This window comes from Streptomyces sp. NPDC090127 (genome assembly GCF_044746945.1).
Lineage (GTDB): Bacteria > Actinomycetota > Actinomycetes > Streptomycetales > Streptomycetaceae > Streptomyces.
The window spans coordinates 1,105,900-1,124,247 of record NZ_JBIVDE010000002.1; the positions used below are offsets into that span (position 1 = coordinate 1,105,900).

Consider the following 18,348-nt stretch of genomic DNA (forward strand, 5'->3'; position numbering starts at 1 on the left):
CGCTTGTAGTACAGCGTGGTGGGGCGGAGGGCGCCCGTGGGGTCGGCGGCGTAGTCCGGGAGGCCGCCCAGACGTCCCGTACGCCCCGCTCCGCCTCGTCGGCGACTCATGCCACCACCGGGTCGCCTCGGCCCGCTCCAGGGGCGCCAGGAAGCCGAGGGAGGCTCCGCCGTCGACGGCGTCGACGAGGAGGGCGGCGAGGCCGTCGGGGGCGTGGGTACGGATCCGGGCGGGGTCGAGGCGGTCGACGGTGGTCGCGAGGGCGTGTGCGTTCATGGGCGCGAGCGTCACACCGCCCTGTTTCCGGGACATGACACACGGAGGCCCCGCCGCGCGGGATGCGTGCGCGGCGGGGCGTTCCGTACCGGTGGAGCTCAGCCGGCCTTGGGGGTGAACTCCTTCGCCGCGTCGGAGACGAAGGGCTCGCGGACCGTGCGCATACCGCCGGGGAGGGTCTTGTCGGGCTGGACGATGACCGACTCGCGGGACGAGGGGGCCTTCGGGTCGCTGAAGTCGTGCTTCATGCCGAAGCCGAGGTCGACGTCCTTCAGGGTCAGCAGCGCCTTGTCGATGCCCTCCCGGGTGAGGTCCTTGTCGGCGCAGGCCTTCTTCAGCGCCTCCCCGAAGACGCTCGCGGCGGTCCAGCCGGCCACGATGCCGTTGTCGAGGCTGTCGCTCGGGTACGCGGCCTTGTAGTCGGCGACGAGCTTCTTCGCCGCCTCGGTCTCCGCGCCGATCGGCAGGCTCGGCGAGGCGAACCAGTACATCTTCTCCAGCGCCGGACCGGCCTGGGTGCCGAGCAGCTGCGGGGCGAAGGCCGAGTTGTTGCCGATGACCGGCACCTGGAGCTTCGTCGCCGCCGCGACGCCGACCAGGGAGGCGGCCTGGCGCGGGCCCGCGCTGATCACGACGGCCTTGACGCCCGCCTGCTTGAGCGCGGCGACCTGCGCCGACATGTCGTTGTCGGTGGGCTTGATCTTCTGCTCGACGACCGTGAGCCCCGCCTTCTCGGCCGCGAACTTCGAGCCCGCGAGCGCGTTCTCGCCGTAGTCGCCCTCGAAGTAGACGTGGCCGAGCTTGTCGCCCGCCTTCAGGCCCTTCTCCTTCACCAGGAAGTCGACGGCGTTGATCGTCTCGATGTCGTACGTGGAGCCCAGGACGCGGATGTACGGGGAGCCGAGCAGCGAGGCGGACCAGGCCTGGGGCAGCACGAGGCCCTTGTCCTGGCCGTCGACGCGCTGCTTGACCGCGGCGACGAACGGGGAACCGATGAACTGGGCGTAGCCGACCACCTTCGGCTCCAGCTCGGTGTACGCGGAGAGCGCCTTCTGCGGGTCGTAGCCGTGGTCGCGGACCGTCAGCTCCAGCTGCCGGCCGCAGATCCCGCCGGATGCGTTGACCTGCTTCACGTACAGCTGCTGTGCCTGGGTGACGCTCTTGCCGAGGGTGGCGTACACGCCGGTCATGTCGGTGAGCGCGCCGAGCGTGATGGCCGTGTCGGTGACGCCCGGGCCGGACTTCACCCCACCGGCGCCGGTGTCCTTGTCGTCGCCGGTCTTGGCCTTGGAGCTGCAGCCGGCGGCGGTCAGGGCGACGAGGGTGGCGAGCGCGACGGCCGTGGTTCTGGTCGCCTGTCGTCGGTGGATCATCGTTCCTCCCCAGAGGAGTGCGAGGGTTGGGCGGTTCGCTCGGTGTTCCGGGCGGGTTTCCGGAAGGCCGGCCGGACCAGGCCTCCGGGCAGGAAGAGCACCACCACGACGACGGCGGCGCCATAGAGGTAGCGGGCGGCCTCCCCCGGTGCGATCCCGCCCGTCCCGGGGGCGGAGACCAGGGGCAGCGCGTCGCTGTACCGGTTGAGGAGCTGCGGCAGGAGGGAGACGAAGACTCCCCCGATCACCGCGCCCGCGACCGAGCCGAGACCGCCGATGACGATCATGGCCAGGTATTCGAGGGAGAGCAGCATGCCGAAGTACTCCGGCACGGTGCGCTGGAAGACCAGCGCGAGGAGGACGCCCGCCAGACCCGCGTACATGGACGACAGGACGAAGACGGCGGCGCGGTAGCGGGCCACGGGGATGCCCATGACGCCCGCGGCGATCCGGTGGTCCCGGATGGCGTTCATGGCGCGGCCGGGGCGGCCGCGCAGGACCCCGCGGGCGAAGAGGGCGCCCGCGAGGAGGAGGACGAGACCGAGGTACCAGAGCTTCTCGGCGGAGCCGAACGGCACCTGGGCGACCAGGAGCTCGCTCTCGTCGAAGGTGAGGCCGAAGAGGCTCAGCGGGGGCACGGCGCGGCCGTTGAAGCCGCCGGTGAGGTCGTGGGCGTTGAAGAGGACGTGCTGGCCGATGAAGATCAGCGCGAGGGTGGCGATGCCCAGGTACGCGCCGCGCAGCCGGCCCGCGATGGGGCTGAACACCCCGCCCGCCAGGCCCGCGAGGACGACCGCGAGAACGGCGGCGAGCCAGCCGGGCAGGCCGAGACCGGTGAGGCCGTCGGAGCCGTCGCCGGCGAAGGCGCAGTAGCCGTAGGCGCCGACGGCGAGGAAGAAGGCGTGGCCCATGGAGAGCTGGCCGGTGGCGCCGGTCAGCAGGTTGATCCCGATGGCGCCGATCGCGGCGGCCATGGCGAAGAGCCCGGCCTGGAGCCAGAAGCGGTCCAGGTAGAAGGGGAACGCGGCGAGGACGAGGCCGGCCGCGGCCCAGCCGTAGACGCGGGGCCGGGCGAGCGCGGTGACGGCCCGGGGCGCGAGGGTCTCAGACACGGGCCAGCTCCTTCGTGCCGAAGAGTCCGGCCGGGCGGATCAGCAGCACCGCGACCATCACCAGGTACGGGGCGACGTCGCCGATGCCCCGGCCGAGGAAGGTCAGATCGCCCTGGTAGCCGGTGGCGAGCGACTCGGTGACGCCGACCAGGAGTCCGCCGACGAGGGCGCCGGTGGTGGAGTCGAGGCCGCCGAGGATGGCGGCGGGGAAGGCCTTCATCGCGGCGAAGGAGGTGGAGCGCTCCAGGCCGGGGGTGGGGAAGACGGTGAGGAAGAGCGCGGCGACGGCGGCGAGGCCGCCCGCCACCGCCCAGGCGCCGAGCGAGACCCGGCCGAGCCGGATGCCCATGAGGGCGGCGGTCTCCTGGTTCTCGGCGGCGGCGCGCATGGCGACGCCCCACGAGGTGTACCGGAAGGCCAGCAGGAACGCGGTGATGAGGACCGCCGCCAGCAGGAAGGCCGCGATGCGGGTCTGCGCGACGGTGACCGGACCGAAGGTGACGAGGGAGTCGCCCCACGGGTCGCCGAGCGACAGGATGTCCGTGCCGATGCGGCGGGTCAGCTCGGTGGCGAGCAGGATGTCGACGCCGATGGTGACGATGGCGAGGACGCTGTGGTCGGAACCTCGGTAGCGGCGCATGACGAGGAACTCCACGGCCGCGCCGACCAGCGCCGCACCGCCGATGCCGACGAGCAGCGCGGGCCAGAAGCCGATGTCGTCGTGGAGGACGGCGGTGAAGTAGCCACCGGCCAGGAGCAGCGAGGCGTGGGCGAAGTTGACGACCTCGGTGGCGCGGAAGATCACCACGAATCCGAGGGCGATGAGGGCGTAGATGGATCCCAACGAGACGCCGTTGAGCAGGAGTTCGGCGAAGGTGGTCACTCGGCGGTCTCCTCTCCGAGATAGGCGCGGACGACCGCCGGGTCGTTCTGTACGTCGCCGGGGGCGCCGTCCGCGATGCGGCGGCCGAAGTCGAGGACGGTGACGGCGTCGGCGAGCCGCATCACCACTCCCATGTCGTGCTCGACGAGGACGATGGAGATCCCGAGGCTGTCGCGCACGCCGGCGATGACGGCGGCGGTGCGGCGGCGCTCGTCGGCCGTCATGCCGGCCACGGGCTCGTCGAGGAGGAGGAGTCGGGGTTCCATGCAGAGCGCGCGGGCGAGTTCCGCCAGCTTCTGCTGCCCGTACGGGAGCGAGCCCGCGGGCTGTGCGAGCTGCTTCTCCAGGCCGACGAAGGCGGCTATCTCGCGGACGCGGGCGCGATGGCGGGCGTCCTCGCGGGCGGCCGAGGGCAGCCGGAGCCCGGCGGCGAGGAAGCCGGTCCGGGTGAGCCGGTGGCGGCCGAGCATCAGGCTGTCCTCGACGGTGGCGCGGGGCGGCAGCGCGAGGTTCTGGAAGATGCGGGCGACGCCGAGGTCGGCGATCTTGTGCGGGGGCAGGGCGGTGAGCTCGTGGTCGCCGAAGCGGACGCTGCCGGAGGTGGCCCTGTACACCCCGGAGAGCACGTTGAAGCAGGTCGACTTGCCGGCGCCGTTGGGTCCGATGACGGCGTGGACGGTGCCGGGACGGACGGTGAAGGAGACAGCGTCGAGTGCGGTGAGCCCGGCGAAGCGGACGGTGACGTCGCGGACGTCCAGGGTGGGGACGGTGGGGCGTGTTCCCAGGGCGGCGGGGGACGTGTCGGGGGTCTCGGCGGGGGCCGGGGTCATCGGGTGGCCTCCTGCCAGCGGGAGAGCACGGGGTGGACGGTGGCGGCGGTCGCCGCGTCGGCGGCGGCGTCCTCGTCCACGACGCCCAGATAGCGGCGGCGGACCTCGTCGGAGGCGGCCAGCTCGGCGGCCGGACCGGAGAGGGCGACCTCGCCGACCTCCAGGACGTACGCCCGCGTCGCGAGCCGCAGCGCGAGCGCCGCGTTCTGCTCGACGAGGAGGACGGCCGTGCCCTGGGCGTTGATCTCGCGGATCGTGTCGGCGATCCGGGCGGCCATCAGCGGGGCGAGGCCCAGCGAGGGCTCGTCCAGGAGCAGCAGCTTCGGCGAGGCCATCAGGGCCCGGCCGACGGCGAGCATCTGCTGTTCGCCGCCGGAGAGGAGCCCGGCGCGCTGGTGGGCGCGTTCGGCGAGGACGGGGAAGAGTTCGTGGACCCGCCTGAGGGCGGCGGCCTTCCCCGCCCGGTCGCCCTGCGCGCCGAGCGCCCCGGCGCGCAGGTTGTCCTCGACGGTCATCCGCGCGAAGACCTGCCGCCCTTCCGGCACCTGGGAGACCCCCGCGGCGACGACCCGGTCGGGGGCGAGCCCGCCGATGGGGCGCCCGCCGAAGGTCACGGTGCCGGAGGTGACGGCTCCGCCGTGGAACGACAGTGTGCGCGAGACGGCTCGCAGCAGCGTGGACTTGCCCGCTCCGTTGCCGCCGAGGACGGTGACGACCCCGCTCTCCGGCACGGTGAGCGACACCTGCCTCAGCGCACGTACCGGTCCGTACCCCGCCGACAGGTCCGCGACCTCGAGGGCGAGTGCGGTCCCTCCCATGGTTCCCCTTCCGTGGCCCGTTCAGTGGCGCTCACCCCAGCACCGTGCCGCCCGTCCGTCCACGTGCGGCGGCCGAAACGCTGCCGGTGACCAGCGGGCGCGGCGGTGGGTTGTGCACGCGCACAACACCGCGTGTCAGGGGCCTGTCGGGAAGGGGTCCGGGGTGGCATCCTCCGGGCATGGGACGGCGCAGACCGCGGACCGGCGACGACTGGAAGCTGTTGGCCGAGGCGTGCACGGCGCTTCTGGAACGGCTTCCGGAGCTGGTGGACGAGCATCTGAGGGAACTGCACGAGTACGAGCCGGCGTACGGCCGGATCGTGCCGTACGACCAGCACTGGCGTGAGGCGCAGGAGGCGATGCGGATCGGGATCGAGATGATCTCGGCGCCGCGTGACTCGCCGCGGCGGGACCTGCAGCACGCGGACGAGCTGGGGCGGCGGAGGGCGGAGCAGGGCATGCCGCTGGAGCTGCTCGTGCACGCGTACCGGCAGGCCGGACAGTTGGTGTGGGACGCGCTGATCGAGGACGCGTCGGGGTTCCCGTCCCGGCTCGCCGCGCTGACGCAGTCGGCGACGGTCATGTGGTCGGCGGTGAACGCGCAGGCGGACACGGCGACGGAGGCGTACCGGGCGACGGAGCTGGAGCTGCGGCGGCGTACGGACGAGCAACTCCAGGCGCTCCTGGACGCGCTGCTCCACGGGCAGCGGTCGCCGGAGGTCACGTCACGGGCGGCGGCGGGCCTGGACCTGCCGGAGCACGGGCGGTACGCGGTGGTGGTACTGCGGCACGACCGCCGGGAGGTGCCGGAGCCGTTCCACCGGCGGCTTCAGGGGGCCGGGGTGCGGTTCCTGTGGCGGATGGGCGCGGACTGCGAGTTCGGGGTGGTGTCGCTGGCGGAGGGCACGGGTCTGGACGCGCTGTCGGAGCTGCTGGAGGGGCGGTGCCCGGGTCCTGGCGGGATCAGCCCGGTGGTGACGGGGCTCGCGGAGCTGGGCCGGGCGCGGCGGCTCGCGGAGCTGGCGCTGCGGACGAGTCCGCCGGAGTCGCGGCAGGTCGTCCGGCTCGACCGGCGGATGGCGGGGGCGCTGGTGGTCGGCCAGCCGGAGCTCGCGGGTCTGCTGGTGACGGACGTGCTGGGGGCGTTGCTGGAGCTGGACCCGGCGGACCGGGCGATCCTGTTGGAGACGCTGGACGTGTGGCTGGACTGCGAGGGGTCGGCGGGGCGGGCCGCGTCGCGGCTGTACTGCCACCGGAACACGGTCTTCAACCGCCTGCGCCGCTTGGAGCAGCTGACGTCGCGGTCGCTGTCCCGCCCGAGGGACCTGACGGAGATGACCCTGGCCCTGGACGCGTTCCGCCTGACGGGGGCGGCGGCGGGGTGAGGCGGGGGGCTGGCACGTGGGCTGGGCTCGGCACGCTCGGGTGCGGCGGCGGGGTGAGGCGGGTGAGGCGGGGGGCCGGCACGTCCGGTGAACCCGCCGCGCCCGGGTGCGGCGCTGGGGCGAGCGCGGGCGCCCGGCACGTCCGGTGAACCCGCCGCGCCCGACTGCGGCGCCGGGGCGAGACGGGCGCCCGGCACGTCCGGTGAACCCGCCGCGCCCGACTGCGGCGCCGGGGCGAGACGGGCGCCCGGCACGTCCGGTGAACCCGCCGCGCCTGGGTGCGGCTCAGAGCGACTCCCCCACCCCGCCCCTTCCCGAAACCCTGCCGGGGGCTGGGGGCGGGGGCCGTGGACCGGCGCCCGGCCGGGCGCCGCCGACACCCCGAACGCGGCAGCTCCGCGCCGCCGTAGGGGCTCCGACGGGCCAGGCACTCGGAAGCGGCAGCTTCGCGCCGCCCGCGGCCACTCACCCCGCGTGGGCAATCGTCCCGCTTGGGCGGCTCCGTCGCGGACGATCACGGCGGCTCGGGCGACGCCCGGGAGGGCGGCCGCCTCTCCCCCCAGGGCAAAGCCCTGGGGGGAGAGGCGGGTGGGCACAGCGGGACGCCGCCCCAGCGGGCGCGTCCGCTTCATGGGTCCGGCTCCCCCCGAGGGCCGGAGCTTTGCGCGCCACCCGGCTCCTCGGTGGGCGACGGGCAGCGGGACGGCGCCCCGGCGGGGCGTCAGCCCCGTCGGGCGCCCGCCCCGGCGGGGCGTCAGCCCCGTGGGCCCGCCCCGGGCGGCGGCGCCTCTGCGAGGGCCGCCCGCCTCGCGGGCGTGCGGCCCGGCTCCCACGCGAAGCCCGCTCTCGCGGGTGCCACGCGCGCGCTCCTCCAGGAGGCGCCCAGGTTGGCTACGCCAGCCAGTCGTGGGCGATTGTCGCGGCGACCTCTTCCAGGAGCGGGCCCGCGTTCGGGATGGACTTGGCCGGGTCCGGTTCCAGGGCCGAGAGGGGGTAGGCGCGGGAGATTCCCGCCGTGGTGAGGGCCTCCGGCTGGAGGGCCAGGCGGCCGCAGACCGCGACGACCTTCTTGCCCGCCGCCCGGGCCGCCGCCGCGACGCCCGCGGGGGCCTTGCCGTGCAGCGTCTGCTCGTCGAGCGAGCCCTCGCCGGTGATGACGAGCGTCGCGCGGTCGAGGGCCGGGGCGAAGCCCAGGACGTCGAGCATCAGCTCGATCCCGGGGCGGAAGCTCGCGTCGAGGCCGACGAGCGCCCCGTACCCGATGCCGCCCGCGCCACCCGCGCCCGGCGCGACCGCGCACTCGGCCGCCTTGGGGCCGATCGCCTTCTCCAGGACCGTCACGAAGTGCGCCAGCGCCGCGTCCAGCGTCGCCACGTCCTCCGGGGACGCGCCCTTCTGCGGTCCGTAGACCGCCGGCGCGCCCTTCGGGCCGGTCAGCGGGTTGTCGACGTCGCTCGCGAGGATCAGCTCGACCGAGGCGAACCGCGGGTCCAGGCCCGACAGGTCCGCCGTCGCCAGCGACGACAGCGCCGCTCCGCCCGGGCCCACCGGCTCGCCGTCCGCGTCCAGGAAGACCGCGCCCAGCGCGGCCAGCATCCCGGCCCCGCCGTCCGTGGTCGCGCTGCCGCCGACGCCGAAGACGATCGTCGTCGCGCCCGCGTCCAGCGCCGCCCGCAGCAGCTCGCCCGAGCCGTACGTCGTCGAGGTGAGCGGCGCGAAGACACCCGACGGCAGCAGCTGGAGGCCCGAGGCCTCCGCCATCTCCACGACCGCCGTCCCGTCGCGCAGCGCGAACGCCGCCGTCACCGGGTCGCCGACGGGCCCCGTGACCCGTACCTCACGGCGTTCGAAACCGGCCGCCACCGCGGCCGCGACCGTACCGTCGCCGCCGTCCGCCACCGGCAGGGTCTCCACTTCGAGCTCCGGGACGACCCGTCGCAGACCTGCTGTGACCCGCTCCGCGACCTGTACGGCCGTGAGCGAGCCCTTGAACTTGTCGGCCGCGACGAGTACGCGTGCGACCTCAGTTACTGCTCCGTCCGTCACCTTGCATCCCTTGCTTTCGAACGTGCAGTCGCGCCGTGGCCGACCTTATCCGCACCCCCAGACGGCGTGCCACCCCCTGATAAGGCGATATTCCGCACCATAGGGGGTCCATATGAGCACGGAACCGGACCCGGTCGATCAGAACGCCCCCGACCTCACGGTCGTGGGCTGGCTACGCTGACCGTATGACGACGACCGACTACGCCCTGTACATCGCCGGCCTGCCCCGTGTCCTCGCCGCCGCGGCCGCGCTCTTCCGGGACGCCGAGGGCCGCGTGCTCGTCGTCGAGCCGAACTACCGTGAGGGCTGGGCGCTGCCCGGCGGCACGGTCGAGTCGGACACGGGAGAGACGCCCCGTCAGGCCGCGCGCCGCGAGACCGCGGAGGAGGTCGGCCTGGACGTGGAGCTGGGGGCGCTGCTCGCGGTCGACTGGTCGCACGGCCCGGCCAGGCCGCCGATCGTGGCGTACGTCTACGACGGCGGGGTCCTGCCGGACGAGGAGTTCGCCGCGATCCGGCTCCAGGAGGAGGAGTTGCTCTCGTGGAAGCTGATCGACCCCGCCGAGGTGACCGCCCATCTGCTCGGCTCGCTGGGCCTGCGGGTGGTCGCGGCCCTCGACGCGCTCGTACGGGGCGCGGGGCCGGTGGAGCTGGAGAACGGCCGCCCGGTCCGCTGAGCGTCCCTCACTCCTCGGGGGGTACGCAGAGCACGGGGACACGCGACATGTGCAGGAGCTTGTGAGGCGTCGAGCCGAGCAGCGCGCCGCGCATCGGGCTCTCGCCCCAGCTGCCGACCACGATGACGCGTGCGCCGTGCCGCTCCGCCGCGTCGATCAGGGCCTGGGCCGGCTTCTCGTCGATCACCTCGACGACGGTCGGCACGCCCGCCCGGTCGGCCTCGGTGACCGCGTGCCGCAGTCCGTTGCGGCCGGCCTCGCGGATCGCCGCGATGTGGGACCGGTACTCCTCGCCCGTCGGGCCGGGGGCGGCGGCCCCGTAGACCAGGACGAGCGTCTCGTCGAAAGCGGCGGCCACCTCGACGGCGATGCGCAACGCACGGGCGGCTCCGGGTGATTCGTCGTAACCGAGAACGACCGTCATCTCAGCCCTCCTCGTCGTGACCGGGCCCGCGCCCGGAACCCCGGCCATGACCGGGACCCGTACCCGTACGGGGACCAGGACCCGTACCCGTACCGGGACCTGGGCCGGAACCGGGGCCTGGACCGGAACCAGGACCGGGACTCGGGCCGGAACCAGGACCCGGGCCGGGACCGGCACCGGTCGGGCCCGTGCCGCCGCCGTGGCCGTGGCCGTGGACCAGGGCGGGATCGGCCACGCCCGGGCGCTCGCGCCAGAACGCCGGTGCCCACACCCGCCGCACGAGCATCAGGACGACGCCGGTGGCGGCGATGCCGATGCCGATGACCAGCGGCGGCCCGAGGCCGAACCACGAGGTGCCGCTGTACGAGTTCGCCGGGTCGGACATGTCGGAGACCGACCTCACGAGCAGCCACGCCAGCAGCCCGGCGCCGACCAGCGGACCGAGGCCGATCAGCAGGAAGTTGTGGACGCTCTCCAGGAGATGGCGGCGGTAGTAGACGGCGCAGGCGACACCGGTGAGCGCGTAGTAGAAGGAGATCAGCAGCGAGAGCGCGGTGAGCGAGTCGAAGAGGGCGTTGCTGCTGATCTGGTTCACCACGAGGTACCAGGCGATGGCGATGCCGGCGACCCACCACGTACTGACGTCGGGGGTACGGAAGCGGGAACTGACGTGGCCGTAGTGCTCGGGCAGCGCCCGGCGGCGGGCCATGGACAGCGCGGTGCGCGAGGCCGGGATGATGGTGGTCTGGGTGGAGGCGATCGCCGAGGTGGCTACGGCGAGCAGCAGGATCCAGTCCCAGCCGCCCATGACGTCCGTGGCCAGCTGCGCGAAGATGAACTCCTCCTCGTCGGCGTTGTCCGCGAGGAACGCCGGGCCCGCGTAGGCGACGACCGCGAAGCCGACGGACACGTAGGTCACGAGCAGGATGACGGTCGACCACAGTCCTGCCTTGCCGGGGGCGGTCGCGGAGTCCCTGACCTCCTCGGTGAGGTTGACGGCCGATTCCCAGCCCCAGTAGATGAAGACGCCCAGCAGGAGGCCGCCGGTCAGCGCCGCGCCGCCGGCGCCGAAGGGGTTGAGCCAGCTGAGGGACGGCTCGACGGCGTCGTACGCGCTGGTGCCGCCGTAGACGGCGTAGAGCGCCACGCCCACGAAGATCAGCAGACAGGCGACCTGGGCCAGGATGAGGACGTTCTGCACCTTGGCCGACAGCTCGGTGCCGATGACGCAGACGGCCGTCATCACGAGGATGAGCAGGACGGTGAGCAGCTGGCGTACGAAGGCGTTGTCCACCCAGCCGTCGAGGCCGACGGCGAGCAGGGTGAAGCTCACGGCCACGTCGGCGAGCGAGCCGACGACCAGGACGCCGGTCATGGCGATGGCCCAGCCGCCGAGCCAGCCGGCCCAGGGGCCCATGGCGCGGGTGACCCAGGAGAACGTCGTGCCGCAGTCCTGGTCGACCTTGTTCAGGTAGTAGAACGCGCTCGCGATCAGCAGCATCGGCACGAAGGACGCGAACATCACGCCGGGCGCGTAGATCCCGACCAGCGCGACGACCGGGCCGATCACGGCCGCGAGCGAGTACGCGGGAGAGGTGGAGTTGAGCCCGATGACGAGAGCGTCGACGAACCCGATCGCGTTCGGCTTCAGACCCGCGGGTCGCCCGGCGGGTCCGGCTCTGTCGTCGGCGGCATCTTCGGCGGCCATGGTCCCTCGCCCCAGGTCGAACCCAGACATAACAGGGAGTAGTACGCCTTCATCGTAAGGAGACCCGGTGCGCCCCGCATGGCGGGAGCGGCCGGTGGTGGCGAGGGGCGGCGACGGGAGCCGTCACTGCTCGCGCAGGCCCCAGGGCGCGCCGTACTCCCCGAGCAGATCGAGGAAGGGGGTCGGGGGCAGCGCCTCGGGGCCGAGGACGCCGCGGCCGTGCCAGACGCCCGAGGCGAGCAGTTCGAGGGCGGCCACCGGGTTGATCGCGGTCTGCCAGACGACGGCCTGGCAGTCGTACTCACGCGTCGACCACTGGTTGTCGACCACGTGGTAGAGGTACACCTCCCGGGACCGGCCGTCCTTGGTTCCCTTGACCCAGGTGCCCGCGCAGGTCTTGCCGTGCATCCGCTCGCCGAGGGTCGCGGGGTCGGGCAGGCAGGCGGCGACGACGTCCCGCGGCGAGACCGCCACCGGGCCCCCGGCGCCGGCCACGGTGACGGGGTCCGTACGGTCGAGGCCCAGCTTGTGCAGGGTGCGCAGGACGCCGATGAACTCGTCGCCGAGACCGTACTTGAAGGTGACGCGGCGGGCCTTCAGCCAGCGGGGGACGAGGAGCACCTCCTCGTGTTCGACGTTCACGCACTCCACCGGACCGATGCCCGCCGGGAAGTCGAAGACCTCCGGCTCGCTGAACGGCTCGGTGGTGAACCAGCCCCGCCCCTCCTCGTAGACGACGGGCGGGTTCAGGCACTCCTCGATGGTCGTCCAGATGCTGAAGGAGGGCGCGAAGTCGTAGCCGTCGACGACCAGGTTCGCGCCGTCACGGACGCCGATCTCCTCGATCTCGTCGAAGAGCGTGTCGGCGGCGTACCGGGCGAAGACGTCCGAGAGGCCCGGCTCCACACCCATGCCCACCAGGGCCAGGCGGTCCGCCGCCTCCCACGCGTCGGCCCGGTCGAACTGCGCGTCCCCCAGTTTCACGCCGCACTCCTCGTACGGACGGGAGGGGTGCGGCCGGGAGAGGGACATGGCCATGTCGAGGTAGTGGACGCGCTCGGCGAGCGCGGCCTCGAAGAGCGGCGGGACGAACCGGGGGTCGGTGGCGTTGAGGAGGACGTCGCAGCGGTGTTCGGCGAGGGCCGCCCGCACTCCGGCCGTGTCGGAGGCGTCGAGCCGGACCGCGGTGAAGCGCCGTTCGTCCGCTCCGAGGGCTGCGACGGCGGCCTCCGCCCGCGCGCGGTCGTAGTCGGCGACGACGATGTGCTCGAAGAACGAACGGCGGGCCGCGATCCGGGTGATCGCCGTACCCACGCCTCCCGCCCCGACCATGAGGACACGCATCGTGCAGCACTCCTTCGTCCGCCGGGAGGGAGGCGGGTCGCCTCAGTCCCGATGATGCCGCCTCGCCGCCGGTTCGGCGCGGGGGCCCGACGGCCCGGCCGGACGACTCGGCGACGCGGGCGGCGCGACGCGGCAGGCGGCGGGGGATGTCCCGTGGGCGGGTCGTGGGGTGTCTTCCACTGCGCGTCCGGCGGCGCGCTGGATGTTCGCCTCGGACACGACCTGGCACCCGGCCGCTCGACCGCGGGAGGCGTGGCGACCGGCCGGCGCGGGGGCCGCTTCCGTGCCCGACTCGAAGGCCAGCAGGCGCCGTTTGCGGTCGAGGCCGCCGCCGTAACCGGTCAGGGAGCCGCTCGCGCCGACGACGCGGTGGCACGGTACGACGATGCCGACCGGGTTCTTGCCGTTGGCGAGGCCGACGGCCCGGGAGGCCCCGGGGTTGCCGAGCTCCTGCGCCAACGCGCCGTAGGTGCGGGTCTCGCCGTACGGGATGTGCCGCAGGAGTTCCCAGACGCGCAGCTGGAACGGGGTGCCGATCAGGTGCAACGGCAGAGTGAACGAGGTGAGTTCGCCGGAGAAGTACGCGTCGAGCTGGCGGATCGTCTCGCCGAACGGGCGCGGGTCCGGCGCGCCGAAGGTCTCCTCGGCGGGACGGTGGCGCTGGTCGGTCATGTGGATGCGGCTCAGGACGCCGTCGACGGCGACCAGGGTCAGCGCGTCGTAGGGGCTGTCGATGACGGTGTGCCGGACGTCGGGCATGGCGGGGTGACTTCCTCAGGTGGGGAGGTGGTTGATCGGGTGGCTGTCGGTGGCCCAGAGGTACTGGACGGCGTACGCGCGCCAGGGCCGCCACCGCGCGGCGCGGGCGGTGAGCGCGGCGGGCGTGGACGGCAGGCCGAGGCCCGCGGCGGCGCGGCGGACTCCGAGGTCGCCGGGGAGGAAGGCGTCGGGGTCGCCGAGCGCCCGCATCGCGATGACCTCGGTGGTCCAGGGGCCGAAGCCGGGCAGGGCGAGGAGCCGGGCGCGCGCCTCGTCCCAGTCGGTGGCGGGGCCGAGGCTCAGCGAGCCGTCGGCGAGGGCCCGGACGAGGCTCAGCAGGGTCGCGCGGCGGCTGCGGGGCAGCGCCAGGCTCTCCGGGTCGAGACCGGCGAGCGCCTCGGGGGTCGGGAAGAGGTGGGTGAGGCCGCCCTCGGGATCGTCGATCGGGACCCCGTGCGCGGTGACGAGGCGGGCGGCGTGGGTGCGGGCGGCGGCGGTGGAGACCTGCTGGCCGAGCACGGCGCGTACGGCGAACTCGGCGGCGTCGACGGTCCTCGGCACCCGGCGACCGGGCGCCCGGTCGACCAGCGGGGCGAGCGACGGGTCCGTACGGAGCTGTTCGTCGACGGCGACCGGATCGGCGTCGAGGTCGAGCATCCAGCGGCAGCGGCTGATGGCGTGGGTCAGGTCACGGGGGTCGGTGAGCGAGAGCCGGCAGGCGATGTGGTCGGTCCGGGGGGCGAGGGCGACGATGCCGTGCCCGTGGGGCAGTGTCAGGGTCCGCCGGTAGGCGCCGGTGGGCGTACCGGCCTCGCCGCCGGGGAAGTGGGGGAGCCACTCCTCGACACCGGGGACGGCGGTGGCGGCGAGGTGGCCGAAGAGGTTGGAGGGGTTGAGGGGGGCGCGGTACGGCAGCCGGAGCGTGATGACGCCCGGGGTGCCCACCGCGTCGGCGGGAGTGGCGGCGGCGGCCCTGGTGGTGGAGTGCCTCGCGGCGGCGGACCGTGTCGCCCGGGCGCGCAGTTCGCCGGGGGCCAGCGCGAAGACCTCGCGGACGGTGTCGTTGAAGGTACGGATCGAGGAGAAGCCGGCCGCGAAGGCGACCTCGGCCATCGGCATCGGCGTCGTCTCGATGAGCAGGCGCGCGGTCTGGGCGCGCTGGGCGCGAGCCAGGGCGAGCGGTCCGGCGCCGAGCTCGGCGAGGAGCTGGCGCTCGATCTGGCGGGTGGAGTATCCGAGCCGGGCGGCGAGCCCGGGCACGCCCTCGCGGTCCACGATGCCGTCCTGGATCAGCCGCATGGCGCGGGCGACGGCGTCGGCGCGGACGTTCCACTCGGGGGAGCCGGGGCTCGTGTCGGGGCGGCACCGCTTGCACGCCCGGAACCCGGCGCGCTGGCAGGACGCGGCGCTCGGGTGGAAGACCATGTTCTCGGCCTTGGGCGGGACGACCGGGCAGCTGGGGCGGCAGTAGATCCGGGTCGTGAGCACGGCGGTGAAGAACACCCCGTCGAAGCGGGCGTCCTTCGATCGGACGGCTCTGACGCAGCGCTCGGTGTCGGTGTACATGGCTCCATGATCCGGGACCGGAGGGGCCGTGCGCTGGCGAGAAAACGACATGGACCTTCCCGGACCAGGCACGCCTGTCCGCCCCGCCGACGCCGGCGCGGCCGTCCCGCCGGCGCCCGCCCGGCCCTCCCGTCGGTTTTCCGCGCCGGCCCCGACACGCCTCCGGCCCGCTCCGCCTCGATATCCGGCCGTCACGGGAGCAGCATGGAAGGAGCGGATCCCCGATGCCGCCGGCGGGCCGAGGAACCGAGGAAGTGGACGGGTGAGTGAGGTATCCCTGACGACAGCCGAGTCTTCGAGAAGAAGCACCTCATGAGCGGACGGCTGAGCCGCCGGCCCAAGGGCCTGGGGCTGCGCAGCGTCGCCGGGCAGGTGTTCGCCCTCCAGGCGGTCATCGTCGTGGTGCTCGTCACCGTGTGTGCCCTCGCCCTGATCTTCCAGGCCCGCTACGCCACCGAGACCGACGCCCGCAACCGCTCCCTCGCCGCCGCAGAGGCCTTCGCGCACGCCCCCGGCCTCGTGGAAGCCCTGCGGACCCCCGACCCGACCAGCGTGCTCCAGACGCGGGCGGAGGCGGTCCGCGTCGCCTCGGGGCTGGACTTCCTCGCCGTCATGACCCCCGACGGGATCCGCTACACCGACCCGTCGCCCGAGCTGATCGGACAGCGCGCCACCGGTGACATCGCCCGCGCCCGGGCGGGCGAGTCGTTCACCGAGATCTTCCACGGGGAGCCGACGGACGCGGTCCGGGCGGTGGTCCCGGTCCGTGCGGACGACGGCGCCGTCGTCGGCCTGGTCAGCACCGGCATCGAGGTCGAGAACGTCGGCAACGCGGTCGAGGGTCAGCTGCCGCTGCTGCTCGGCACGGCCGGAGGGGCCCTGCTGCTCTCCGTGGGCGGCGCGGCGCTGGTGAGCCGGCGGCTGCGGCGGCAGACCCACGGGCTCGGGCCGGAGGAGATGACCCGGATCAACGAGCACCACGAGGCGGTCCTGCACGCCGTGCGCGAGGGGGTCCTCATCATCGACGCGGACCGCCGGCTGCTGCTCGCCAACGACGAGGCGCGGCGGCTGCTGGACCTGGGCCCGGAGGCCGAGCAACGGCACGTCACGGAGCTGGGTCTCGATCCCCGTACCGCCGCGCTGCTCTCCGCGGACCGGATCGTCAACGACGAGGTGCACCTGGCGGGCGACCGGCTGCTCGCGGTCAACGTGCGGCCGACGAAGCCGTACCGGGGGCGCCCCACCGGCACCGTGATGACGCTGCGGGACTCGACCGAGCTGGCCACGGTCTCCGGCCGCGCGGAGGTGGCCAGGGGGCGGCTGCAGCTGCTGTACGAGGCGGGGGTGCGGATCGGCACCACCCTGGACGTCGTGCGGACCGCCGAGGAGCTGTCGGAGGTGGCCGTCCCGCGCTTCGCCGACTTCGTCACGGTGGAGCTGCTCGAACCGGTGCTGCGGGGCGAGGAGCCGTCGGGCGCGTTCACCGAGATGCTGCGGACGGCGCTGACGGGCGTCAGCGCGGAGCATCCGCTCCAGCCGGTCGGCGAACGGATCCGCTGCGTCGTGCCGACCACCCCGATGGCGCAGGCGCTCGACCGCGCTCACGCGGTCCTGGTGGCCGATCTGACCACCGCCGAGGGCTGGCGGGTCCAGGACCCCGTGGGGGCCGCGGCGGCCCTCTCGTACGGGCTGCACTCCCTCGTCGCGGTGCCGGTGCTCGCCCGGGGCGTGGTCCTCGGCATGGCGAACTTCTGGCGGTCCGGGACCGAGGAGCCCTTCGACGAGGAGGACCTGAACTTCGCCGAGGAGCTGACCGCGCGCGCCGCGGTCTCCATCGACAACGCCCGCCGCTTCACCCGCGAGCACGAGATGGCGGTGACGCTCCAGCGCAGCCTGCTCCCCCGGATCCTGCCGGACCTGTCGGCCGTCGATGTGGCGTACCGCTATCTGCCCGCCAAGGCGGGGGTCGGCGGGGACTGGTTCGACGTGATCCCGCTGCCGGGGGCGCGGGTGGCGCTGGTCGTCGGCGACGTGGTCGGGCACGGGCTGCACGCGGCGGCGACCATGGGCCGGCTGCGCACGGCGGTCCTCAACTTCTCCACCCTGGACCTGCCGCCGGACGAGCTGCTGGGCCACCTCGACGAGCTGATCGACCGCATCGACCGGATCGACCGGGGCGGGCCGGAGAACGGATCCGGGGGTGGATCCGCGGGGCACGGCGGCTCCGGCGGCGGAGGCCTGCCGGAGGAGGGCCGTACGGAGTCCGGCGCGGCCGGCGGCGACCGGGGGCAGGAGCGGATCACCGGCGCCACCTGCCTGTACGTCATCTACGACCCCGCCGACGGCCGCTGCACGATGGCCCGTGCCGGGCATCCCGGACCGGCCCTCGTCCATCCGGACGGCCGGGTCGAGTACCCGGACCTGCCCGCCGGGCTGCCGCTGGGCGTGGGCGGGATGCCGTTCGAGACCACCGAGCTGTACCTGCCGGAGGGGAGCCGTCTTGTGCTCTTCACCGACGGCCTCCTGGAGGACCGCGACCGTGACTTCGACACCGGTCTCGCGCTGCTGCGCGACGCCCTGGCCACCACCGGCCGCAGTCCGGAGCAGGCCTGCGCGGACGTCCTGACGGCCACGCTGGTGCCCTCGCCCGACGACGACATCGCGCTGCTCGTCGCCGACACCCGCCGGCTGGAGGCGGAGCGGATCGCGGAGTGGGACGTGCCGAGCGATCCGGCGGACGTCTCCCGGGTCCGCAACGCGGGCGCCGCGCAACTCGCGGCCTGGGGTCTGGAGGACATCGCGTTCACGGCCGAGCTCATCCTCAGCGAGCTGATCACCAACGCCATCCGGTACGGCGCCGAGCCCATCCGGGTCCGGCTGCTGCGCGACCGGCGGCTGATCTGCGAGATCTCCGACGGCAGCAGTACCGCTCCGCACCTGCGGTACGCGGCGACGACCGACGAGGGCGGTCGCGGACTCTTCCTGGTGGCCCAGTTCGCCGAGCGGTGGGGCACCCGCTACACCGACCGGGGCAAGGTCATCTGGGCCGAACTGCCCCTGACCACGGCCGAGTCGGAGCTGCCGCCGCTGCCGGTGCCGGATCTGGACGCGCTGGAGGACCTTGCCTGGTGACCGGGCCGGAGCGTC

The 18,348-nt window shown here is 73.9% G+C and carries 13 protein-coding genes and 1 pseudogene; 3 read left to right on the top strand and 11 right to left on the bottom strand.

Annotated features, from left to right (window positions below; translation table 11 throughout):
- Positions 1-374 precede the first annotated feature (374 nt).
- From ACIPPS_RS10480 to ACIPPS_RS10500, 5 genes are read right to left on the bottom strand one after another with little or no spacing between them, the layout of a single operon-like run.
- Positions 375-1,649: an ABC transporter substrate-binding protein gene (locus ACIPPS_RS10480; protein ID WP_401429255.1), complete on the bottom strand. Its 1,275-nt coding sequence runs from the start codon at positions 1,647-1,649 to the stop codon at positions 375-377.
- Entirely contained in the window at positions 1,646-2,761 is a 1,116-nt protein-coding gene (locus ACIPPS_RS10485) for a branched-chain amino acid ABC transporter permease (protein ID WP_401429257.1), read from the bottom strand. The genes ACIPPS_RS10480 and ACIPPS_RS10485 overlap by 4 nt, the downstream gene beginning before the upstream one ends.
- Positions 2,754-3,644, bottom strand: coding sequence for a branched-chain amino acid ABC transporter permease (locus ACIPPS_RS10490; protein WP_401429260.1), 891 nt, complete (start codon positions 3,642-3,644; stop codon positions 2,754-2,756). The genes ACIPPS_RS10485 and ACIPPS_RS10490 overlap by 8 nt, the downstream gene beginning before the upstream one ends.
- Positions 3,641-4,474, bottom strand: coding sequence for an ABC transporter ATP-binding protein (locus tag ACIPPS_RS10495; protein ID WP_401429262.1), 834 nt, complete (start codon positions 4,472-4,474; stop codon positions 3,641-3,643). Before ACIPPS_RS10495 ends, ACIPPS_RS10490 begins: the two co-directional genes overlap by 4 nt.
- The gene (locus ACIPPS_RS10500; RefSeq protein ID WP_401429264.1) at positions 4,471-5,292 is read right to left on the bottom strand and encodes an ABC transporter ATP-binding protein; all 822 of its coding nucleotides are present in this window, start codon (positions 5,290-5,292) and stop codon (positions 4,471-4,473) included. The genes ACIPPS_RS10495 and ACIPPS_RS10500 overlap by 4 nt, the downstream gene beginning before the upstream one ends.
- 179 nt (positions 5,293-5,471) lie before the next feature.
- Here ACIPPS_RS10500 and ACIPPS_RS10505 point away from each other — a divergent pair, with 179 nt between their 5' ends.
- On the top strand, positions 5,472-6,677 hold the full coding sequence (locus tag ACIPPS_RS10505; protein WP_401429267.1) for a PucR family transcriptional regulator: 1,206 nt from the start codon (positions 5,472-5,474) through the stop codon (positions 6,675-6,677).
- Between the two features lie 891 nt (positions 6,678-7,568).
- On the opposite strand, the gene ACIPPS_RS10510 is transcribed toward ACIPPS_RS10505, so the two are convergent.
- On the bottom strand, positions 7,569-8,723 hold the full coding sequence (locus tag ACIPPS_RS10510; RefSeq protein WP_401429269.1) for a glycerate kinase: 1,155 nt from the start codon (positions 8,721-8,723) through the stop codon (positions 7,569-7,571).
- A 185-nt stretch (positions 8,724-8,908) separates the two neighbouring features.
- Between ACIPPS_RS10510 and ACIPPS_RS10515 the strand changes: the two genes are divergently transcribed.
- The gene (locus ACIPPS_RS10515; RefSeq protein WP_401429272.1) at positions 8,909-9,400 is read left to right on the top strand and encodes an NUDIX domain-containing protein; all 492 of its coding nucleotides are present in this window, start codon (positions 8,909-8,911) and stop codon (positions 9,398-9,400) included.
- 7 nt (positions 9,401-9,407) lie between these two features.
- Here the strand turns inward: ACIPPS_RS10515 and ACIPPS_RS10520 are convergent, their stop codons facing one another.
- The 5 genes and pseudogenes from ACIPPS_RS10520 to ACIPPS_RS10540 all read right to left on the bottom strand — a co-directional run bounded on the left by ACIPPS_RS10520 (position 9,408) and on the right by ACIPPS_RS10540 (position 15,201).
- On the bottom strand, positions 9,408-9,824 hold the full coding sequence (locus ACIPPS_RS10520; protein WP_401429275.1) for a universal stress protein: 417 nt from the start codon (positions 9,822-9,824) through the stop codon (positions 9,408-9,410).
- A 1-nt stretch (position 9,825) separates the two neighbouring features.
- Positions 9,826-11,532 (bottom strand): APC family permease, encoded by a 1,707-nt coding sequence (locus ACIPPS_RS10525; RefSeq protein ID WP_401429277.1) that lies wholly within the window; start codon positions 11,530-11,532, stop codon positions 9,826-9,828.
- 123 nt (positions 11,533-11,655) lie between these two features.
- Positions 11,656-12,876, bottom strand: a complete 1,221-nt coding sequence (locus tag ACIPPS_RS10530; protein ID WP_401429279.1) for a saccharopine dehydrogenase family protein — start codon at positions 12,874-12,876, stop codon at positions 11,656-11,658.
- Positions 12,877-13,152: 276 nt separating this feature from the next.
- Positions 13,153-13,635: pseudogene (locus ACIPPS_RS10535) on the bottom strand (methylated-DNA--[protein]-cysteine S-methyltransferase); the annotation flags it as partial.
- Positions 13,636-13,650: 15 nt separating this feature from the next.
- Positions 13,651-15,201 (bottom strand): AlkA N-terminal domain-containing protein, encoded by a 1,551-nt coding sequence (locus ACIPPS_RS10540; protein WP_401429282.1) that lies wholly within the window; start codon positions 15,199-15,201, stop codon positions 13,651-13,653.
- A gap of 312 nt (positions 15,202-15,513) precedes the next feature.
- Here ACIPPS_RS10540 and ACIPPS_RS10545 point away from each other — a divergent pair, with 312 nt between their 5' ends.
- Positions 15,514-18,333, top strand: coding sequence for a SpoIIE family protein phosphatase (locus tag ACIPPS_RS10545; protein ID WP_401429284.1), 2,820 nt, complete (start codon positions 15,514-15,516; stop codon positions 18,331-18,333).
- Positions 18,334-18,348: the final 15 nt, after the last annotated feature.